5 protein-coding genes and 1 tRNA gene are annotated in these 5,088 nt (G+C 68.8%); 1 reads left to right on the top strand and 5 read right to left on the bottom strand.

Annotation, left to right across the window (positions count from 1 at the left end):
- Positions 1–19: 19 nt before the first annotated feature.
- From ACFU5M_RS33975 to ACFU5M_RS33955, 5 genes are all read right to left on the bottom strand, one after another.
- Positions 20–742 carry an SDR family NAD(P)-dependent oxidoreductase gene (locus ACFU5M_RS33975; protein ID WP_379055634.1) on the bottom strand — a complete coding sequence of 241 codons (723 nt, stop codon included), beginning with the start codon at positions 740–742 and terminating at the stop codon, positions 20–22.
- Between the two features lie 229 nt (positions 743–971).
- Complete coding sequence (locus tag ACFU5M_RS33970; protein ID WP_379055632.1) at positions 972–1,295, bottom strand: DUF4288 domain-containing protein; 324 nt, start codon at positions 1,293–1,295, stop codon at positions 972–974.
- A 262-nt stretch (positions 1,296–1,557) separates the two neighbouring features.
- Positions 1,558–1,631: transfer RNA gene (locus ACFU5M_RS33965), tRNA-Pro, on the bottom strand.
- A 60-nt stretch (positions 1,632–1,691) separates the two neighbouring features.
- Positions 1,692–2,924 (bottom strand): hypothetical protein, encoded by a 1,233-nt coding sequence (locus tag ACFU5M_RS33960; RefSeq protein ID WP_379055630.1) that lies wholly within the window; start codon positions 2,922–2,924, stop codon positions 1,692–1,694.
- A 479-nt stretch (positions 2,925–3,403) separates the two neighbouring features.
- Positions 3,404–4,366 carry a metallophosphoesterase gene (locus tag ACFU5M_RS33955; RefSeq protein ID WP_379055628.1) on the bottom strand — a complete coding sequence of 321 codons (963 nt, stop codon included), beginning with the start codon at positions 4,364–4,366 and terminating at the stop codon, positions 3,404–3,406.
- Positions 4,367–4,499: 133 nt separating this feature from the next.
- On the opposite strand from ACFU5M_RS33955, the gene ACFU5M_RS33950 reads away from it, so the two are divergent.
- Positions 4,500–4,964, top strand: a complete 465-nt coding sequence (locus ACFU5M_RS33950; RefSeq protein WP_379055626.1) for a GatB/YqeY domain-containing protein — start codon at positions 4,500–4,502, stop codon at positions 4,962–4,964.
- Positions 4,965–5,088 lie beyond the last annotated feature (124 nt).

Below are 5,088 nucleotides of genomic sequence, written 5' to 3'. Positions count from 1 at the left end.
CGGTGGGCGCGCCGCCGGGCTACCGGCCGCCGGTGCCGTCGAGCCGGATCACCTGTGCGTTCACCGTGCTGGCCGCGTCACCGGCCAGATAGGCGACCACCGCGCCCGGCTCGACCGGATTCAGTGCGGCGAGGGCGGTTTCGAGTTCAGCGTTATCGGTCGTGCCGATGCCGTAGCTGACCGTGTTGACGGTGATCCGCCGAGGCACGAAGTCAGGGGCCACCGCCTGGCCGAGTTGCTCGACCGCGCCGCGCGTCGCGTCGTGCACCGCGCTGCCCGGGTCGGACGGATCGCAGACGGTGATGATCCGGCCTTCGTCGGCCAAGTGCTGCAAGGCCAGCTGCAGGCCGTGGAACACGCCCTTCACCGTCGCCGCGAAAGCGCTGTCGAACGCCTCCGAGCTGAGTTTCGGAAACGGCTCGGACTCCGGTACCGCCGCGGTGTTGACCAGCAGGTGCCAGCCGCCGCCTTCGTCGAGCAGCGCCTGTACCAGTTCCTCGTACTCACCGCGATCGGCGATGTCCGCCGCCAGTGCCAGCGCCGAGCCGCCTGCCTCGGTGATCTCCTTCACCACCTCCGCGGCGGGCTCCGGAAAATGCGGATGCTGCACGACGACCTGTGCACCTTGCGCGGCAAGCGTTTTCGCGACCGACCTGCCGATTCCGGTGTAGGCCGCCGTGACCAGGGCGGTCTTCCCGGACAGCGGTTTGTCCGCGGGCACGCCATCGACGGGCTTGCTCATCTGCCGACCTTTCGTCGATTGCGGGAGTAGGGCTGCAGCGATGATATTCCCGCATGGGATCCGTTTACCCGTAAAGGCGCAAGTGACCCACGTGTCGGATTCGTCGCAAGCGGCGGGGCACCGCCATGCGCGGAGCCCCCGCTGTGCATGTCCGGCCGGCGGGGGCTTCTGCTGCCAGTCCAACTCTTCGCGCCACCGCCGCCGCGCACGACCGGAGCACGCTGATGGCCTACTCGTCGAGCAGCGTCTCCATCTTCGAATACGCCTCGAAATCACGGAAGTGGCGTGAATACAGGTCACCGCCCTCGGACAGGTCGTCAGTCAGCGCTGCCACGACGTCTATCACTGCTGTGGGTGTGATGGTGATGGTGTCGCCCGCTTCGTTCTCATAGGTCCCCGCGTCACTCCGGAAATTCGCTTCTGTGAGCTCACGCGCTTCCTCTTCGGATTCCGCGTAGATGAGGGTTACATCCTCCCGGTACAGCGGTACGTAGTTCTCGGCGCCAGAGGTGAACTTGAACAATGTGATGGCGATATACGGGCTTTTGGCCACCCTGTGTCCCCTTTCCTGCTTCTTGAACCGACCGTCCTTCAGCAGCTTCCACGCCCGCTCGTGGGCCGCGCTGTTGCCGTTTTCGATATCGCCCAGGCTCGTCTGGAGGAACTAGGCGGGCGGAACGCGATCGTTCCGCCGGCCGCGGAACACCGGCGTTCGCCGCCTACGGCATCGGCAGCACTCCGGCTGTCTCCGGCAACGGAGAAGGCCCCTGACCATGCGTAATGGTCAGGGGCCTTCCCGTCGTCTCAACCACGAGTCGGGGTGACAGGATTTGAACCTGCGACCTCTTCGTCCCGAACGAAGCGCGCTACCAAGCTGCGCCACACCCCGTGATGTGGACCTGGAAAAGCTTACAACAGGGGGGCGCGAGACGTTAAACCGGCAGGTCAGTCAGCCTGCGAGGGGGCGGATGCTGGTGAAGATGCGCTTGGCGGTATCGGCGTCGAGGGCGTGCGGGACGCCCGTGTCGGCGGCGATCACCATGACGAAGTTCCCGTTGTCGTTGGGGAACGCGGCGGTATAGACGGAGTACGCCTTCGCGCAGCCGGGCTTGGCGTCGGCGACGGTGCCCTTGGTCTCCACGAACATGCCGTGCTGAGAGCCGTCCAGTGATGCCAGCGGCATGGGCAGACCGGGTGCGCCGCCGGGCGTCGCCTTATAGGCGAGCGTGGCGGTCCTGGTGCCGAGTTCGGTTGCCGCCTTGCCCGGGTCGGTGGTGTCCGAGCCGGTGAGGAAAGCGACGGTACGGGTCGAGCCGGGGCAGTAGCCCTTGCCCTCGCTGGCCAGGCCTTTCCCCGCGACGGCGTTCGGAGGCTCGCCGAAGCCGCCGATGGTGCCTTGCGGCGCGATGGTCCAGTCGGCGGGCACGTCGTAGGCGGCGCCGCTGTCGGTTGCTCTGACCACCTGGTAGCCGGGGATGACCGGCGTTTTGTCGCCGGAGCCCCGCGCGGTCGTGGTCGGAGCCGTTTTGGTCGTGGTGCGGGTGGGCGCGTCCGCCGTCGTCGTGGTGAGCGCGTTCACCATCGACGGAGCGGTGTCGCGGGCGGAATCGTCCGTCTTCATCGTGCTCAGGGCTACCGCCCCGGCCACGAGACCGGCCACCAGCAGCACCGCCAGACCGGCCGACAACACGAGCTTGCCTCGGCCGCTCCCGTTCGGACCGTTCGGTGGCGGTCCCCCGAATCCGCCCTGCGGACCGTAGCCGGGCTGATACCGGCCATCGGGCGCGCCGTACTGCCCCGGCCCGCCCGCGGGTTGCCACTGCGAGGTCGGAACGGGTCGGCCGAATTGATCGGCGCTCGGATAGCCGAGCAGGGTCGGGGCCGAGTCGCCGAAGCCGGGCGGCGGACTCGGCGTCCGGCTGCCGAAGGGCGCGGGCTGGTCGAGCGCGCCGAGAGGTTGCCCCAGCATCGTCGGATCGTTGCGCCCGTGGGCGCCGGGATCCGGCTGGGTCTGCGGCGGCCACTGGTCGGAAGGGGCCTGCCCCGGAGAGTGGGCCGACATGGTGGGATCGTTGCGGCTCGGCGGCCCGGAGCGGCGGCGGACCCACTCGGCGAGCAAGGTCGGCTCGGCCTGGGCGGGCGTGTTCGAGCCCGAATCGCTGTCCGACGACCGAGATGTCACGGGCTCGCTTTGCTCACCGGGTTGCCACTGGAGTGTCGGTGCAGGCTCCTGGTTCGGCAGCCACTGTGTAGCGGGGTCGGGCTGCCCGGAATACAGCGGCCCGCCGCCACCATCTGTCGCGGCTCCCGGTTGCCACGGTGACATCGGGTCGGGCTCGTTCGAAATCGGCTGCTGCGGCGCGCCGCGTTGCCAGGGCGTGGCCGGGGGGCGCGCCGGTTCGTCGTAGCCGCCCGGCTGCCAGGGGTCCCACTGCGGCGAGACACCGGATTGCCCGGGCCGGCTGGGAGGCGCTCCTGCGTCCGGTGGCCGGGCGCCGGAGTCGTCTCCCGCCGGTGGAAACACGGAATGCGGTGCGGGGAGGGGTTGTTGCCGGGGGCCCGGCGGCCCGGCGGGCCGCCCCCAAATCGTCGGGTCGTCGCGCCGATCGTCGAATCCACTCACCGTTGTCCCCTACCTGCCACACGTCTCGGCGGGGGACTTTAGCGGGCGACGGCCTCCGATGCCGACACTCCGTGGCCCGTGTCGGCTGACGGTCGCTTCGGCGGCGCTGCCACCAGCGTCAACAAGGTCGCCTCCGGACGGCAGCAGAATCGGTACGGCGCCCACGGGGAGGTGCCGACACCCGCGGAGACGTGCAGCTGGGTGTGCTCGCCCCACTTCGAGGCTCCCTTCACCCGGGACCGGTCGATCCCACAGTTGGTGACCAGAGCGCCGTAGCCGGGCAGGCACAACTGGCCGCCATGGGTGTGCCCGGCCAGGACCAAGTCGTAACCGTCTTCGGCGAAGCGGTCCAGCACTCGCGGCTCGGGGGAATGGGTGAGGCCGAGCCGCAGGTCGGCCAGCGGGTTCGGGGCGCCTGCGACGGTGTCGTACCGGTCGCGCCGCAGGTGCGGATCGTCGACGCCCGCGGTGGCGATGCGGATACCGGCCACCTCGAGGTCGCGGCGCACGTGCGTCAGATCGAGCCAGCCGCGCTCGGTGAAGGCCGCGCGCAGGTCTTTCCACGGCAGCGGGGCGCCGTAGGTGCGGCGGTGGTCCTTCTTGAAGTACTTCAGCGGGTTCTTCGCCACCGGCGCGAAATAGTCGTTGCTGCCGAAAACGAAAAGCCCCGGGCGGGAGAGCAATCCGCCGAGGGCCTGGACCACCGAGGGCACCGACTTCTGGTGCGAGAGGTTGTCGCCGGTGTTGATCACCAGGTCCGGCTCCAGCCGGTCCAGTTCCCGCAGCCACTGCTGCTTGAGCTTCTGTCCCGGCGTCATGTGCAGGTCACTGAGGTGGAGCACCCGCAGCGACGACGACCCCGGCGCCAATACCGGCATGGTCGCCTCCCGTAGGACGAAGGCGTTGCGTTCGACCAGCGAGGCGTAGCCGATTCCGGCCACCGCGGCCCCGGCGGCTCCCAGCGCGGTCGTGCGTACAGCAGAGGTCGAGATCACGGGCATTTGCCCAGCATAGGTGACCTCGTGCAGGAGCGCCGAGTGTGTTTCCGCACAAGCGCCCCTTTTCTCGGCGGGAAATCGGGCCGCGCGGCAAATGTAGTGGGACCGTCGCGCCGGAGCCGCTACCGTGAGCGGCATGTCGGAACTCAAATCGCAGCTGCGAGCGGATCTCACCGCCGCGATGAAAGCCAAGGACACGCTGCGCCTTTCCACGTTGCGGATGCTGCTGTCGGCGATCCAGACCGCCGAGGTCGCCGGCTCGGCGGCGCGTGAGCTCACCGACGCCGAGGTCGTCTCCGTGCTGCAGAAGGAGTCGAAGAAGCGCAACGAATCCGCCGAGGTCTACACGCAGGCCGGGCGCGGCGAATTGGCGGCGAACGAACACGCCGAGGCGCGCATCATCGATGAGTATCTGCCGACTCAGCTGACCGACGCCGAAGTCGCCGATATCGCCGACACCGCCATCGCGCAGGTCGCCGAGGAGATCGGCGAGCGTCCCGGCATGCGCCAGATGGGGCAGGTCATGAAGATCGCCACCGGGCTCGCCGCGGGCAAGGCCGACGGCTCGCGCATTTCGGCCGCAGTGAAGGCGCGGCTGTAGGACCGCGGCGCGAAAGGGGCCGCGAACCGTGCGCGGGTTCTAGGAGTCGTTGCAACACCTCAGCTCAAGGGGTGTTGTGGATTTCGAGATCCGGGCGGATCGGACTCCGCAGGGACGTAAGAAG

Source organism: Nocardia sp. NPDC057455, assembly GCF_042802775.1.
Classification (GTDB): Bacteria; Actinomycetota; Actinomycetes; order Mycobacteriales; family Mycobacteriaceae; genus Nocardia.
This window is presented reverse-complemented; position numbering and strand designations above follow the sequence as displayed.

What these genes read in the sequence shown, in the direction of transcription:
- ACFU5M_RS33975 (WP_379055634.1), bottom strand. Translation starts at nt 742, where the DNA reads ATGAGCAAGCCCGTCGATGGCGTGCCCGCGGACAAACCGCTGTCCGGG.
- ACFU5M_RS33955 (WP_379055628.1), bottom strand. Translation starts at nt 4,366, where the DNA reads ATGCCCGTGATCTCGACCTCTGCTGTACGCACGACCGCGCTGGGAGCC.
- ACFU5M_RS33950 (WP_379055626.1), top strand. Translation starts at nt 4,500, where the DNA reads ATGTCGGAACTCAAATCGCAGCTGCGAGCGGATCTCACCGCCGCGATG.